The sequence below is a fragment of the Trichococcus sp. genome (assembly GCF_049589555.1).
In the GTDB taxonomy this organism is placed as follows: Bacteria; Bacillota; Bacilli; order Lactobacillales; family Aerococcaceae; genus Trichococcus.
Genome location: NZ_JBAWAZ010000304.1, coordinates 1 through 2,327, shown reverse-complemented (window position 1 = coordinate 2,327; position 2,327 = coordinate 1). Strand labels below are relative to the sequence as shown.

Genomic DNA, 2,327 nt, shown 5'->3' with positions numbered 1-2,327 from the left:
GCGCGTTTGCTGAACACCAAGCTTTCCAACAGCGAGTTGCTCGCCAGTCGGTTTTTCCCGTGCACGCCGTTGCAGCTCGTTTCCCCTGCGGCATACAGATTAGCCAGTGAAGTCTTGCTCTGCAGATTGACTTCGATGCCGCCCATGAAGTAATGCTGGGCGGGCACGACCGGGATATAGTCCTCGGCCAGATCATAGCCCTCCTGCAGGCAGTGGGCGTGGATGCCCGGGAACCTTTCGGAGATCGATCCTTCCACGTGGTCTTTCAGGAACATCCGGACATAAGGCAAGCGGTCCTTTTCCATTTGGGTGTAGATGGCTTTCGTCAACAAGTCGCGCGGCAAAAGTTCATCAGCGAAACGCTGGCCGTCTTTGCCGACGAGGATGGCGCCTTCCCCACGTAGCGATTCCGACATCAGAAAGGCTCTCCCCGAACGGCCGGTATACAACGAAGTCGGATGGATCTGAACATAATCCATGTCCTTGACGCGGACGCTATGCTTCAGTGCAACTGCGATGGCGTCGCCTGTCAAATGCGCGAAGTTGGTCGATTTGCTGAACAGGCCGCCGATGCCGCCGGTGGCAAGCAGCGTGTTCTCGGCATAGATGTTGGATAACTTTCCGGACTGGTCGCGGAGCACCACGCCGTGGCAACGGCCGTCGGCAACCAAAAGATCGACAAGCGTGCTGTTTTCCAGAATGGACACATTTTTCTGTTCTTTGATCCGGGCAATCAGTTTGCTGTTGATTTCCTTGCCGGTCATATCTTTGCAGTGCAGGATCCGGGCTCTGGAGTGGGCGCCTTCTTTGGTGTAGGAGAAGCCGTCTCCCTTTTTGTCGAAGGCGACGCCCAAATCGATCAGATCGCCGATGATTTCCCCCGAGGAGCGGATCATGGCTGAAACGGCTGCTTCGTTGTTTTCGTAGTGGCCGGCACGCAATGTGTCCTCAAAAAAAGGCTCGAAGTCCGATTCGTCGCGCTGGACGCAGATGCCGCCCTGGGCAAGGAAGGAATCATTCTCCTCCAAAGTACCCTTGGTGACAATCAGGATTTTTTTGTCTATGCTGAGGTTGAGGGCTGCGAAGAGTCCTGCAACACCGGTTCCGACGATAAGGACATCATAGTTGCGCATGGGTCTTCACCTCGGCCAACTTCATCATCCGTTCCAGCGGTTGCAGTCCTTTTGTACGCAACGATTCATCCATTTCCACAGCAGGTTCGAAAGTTTCCAGAGCATAGATGATTTTCTCCACGGTGTTCAGCTTCATGTCGGGACAGACCTGTCCAACGGAAGGGGCACGGAATTTTTTGCCCGGAGAACGTTTTTTCATTTCATGGATGACGCCGATTTCCGTGCAGATGATGAAATCTTGGGATGGGCTCTTTTCGGTATAAGCAACGAGGTCAGACGTGCTGCCGACAAAGTCCGCCAAATCAAGGATCTCTTCCTTGCATTCCGGATGCGCCAGAATTTCGGCTTGCGGCAGGTCGCGTTTCATCTTCAGGACATCAACAACGCGGATGCTGGTGTGGATCGGGCAGTAACCGTCATTGAAGAGGAACGATTTCTCGGGAAGCTGATGGGAAATGTATCTGCCCAGGTGCTCGTCGGGAATGAAGTAGATATAGTGGTTGGGAAGGGCGGCGATGACGTTTTTCGCATTTGATGAAGTGACGCAGACATCGGCGTGCGCCTTGATTTCGGCGGTGGAATTGATGTAGCAGACAACAGCCACGTCTTCGTAAGTTTCGCGGATTTTCTGGATGTCGCGGATTTTGACCATGTGGGCCATCGGGCAATCCGCCTTCAGATCGGGCATCAGGACGACTTTATCCGGATTCAGCATCTTCGCGCTTTCGCCCATGAAGGCGACGCCGCAGAAAACGATCACTTTTTCCGTGACCTGTGCTGCAATTTTGCTCAAATAGTACGAATCCCCGATAAAATCTGCGATATCTTGAACGGCTCCAGGAACGTAGTAGTGTGCGAGAATGACGGCATCTTTTTCTGCTTTCAGCTGCAATATTCTTTCCGTAAGTTCATCCATTGTTGCGACCCCTTTTTTATGATAGTTTAATGAAAATGACTATATCACGTAACTTTACAGGTGTCAAGACAGCTTTTTGGGGTGGAAAGGTGACTAACTCCGGTGAGCGGGGCTACACCGGAGCTAGGCCAACAATTCCGCTGATGTACTCCGATGAGTGCAACGTCGTCGAAGTTGCTGCCGAACCTCGATGGTTTCCTCCGGTGAGCGCACTCTTCACCGGAGCTGAATTTTGATTATCGCGATTTCATCCGTCCAACGAGTATCGTAGTCGTTCA

2 protein-coding genes are annotated in these 2,327 nt (G+C 52.6%); both read right to left on the bottom strand.

What is annotated here, in order from left to right:
* The coding region (locus WBV27_RS10610; protein WP_424201904.1) for an L-aspartate oxidase at positions 1 to 1,133 on the bottom strand (1,133 nt) is incomplete at its 3' end.
* Complete coding sequence (gene nadA, locus WBV27_RS10605) at positions 1,120 to 2,049, bottom strand: quinolinate synthase NadA (protein ID WP_424201902.1); 930 nt, start codon at positions 2,047 to 2,049, stop codon at positions 1,120 to 1,122. The genes WBV27_RS10610 and nadA, both read right to left, overlap by 14 nt.
* Positions 2,050 to 2,327 lie beyond the last annotated feature (278 nt).

Bases quoted from the DNA above. Each gene is read 5' to 3' on its own strand.
- nadA (WP_424201902.1), bottom strand. From the start codon at position 2,049: ATGGATGAACTTACGGAAAGAATATTGCAGCTGAAAGCAGAAAAAGAT.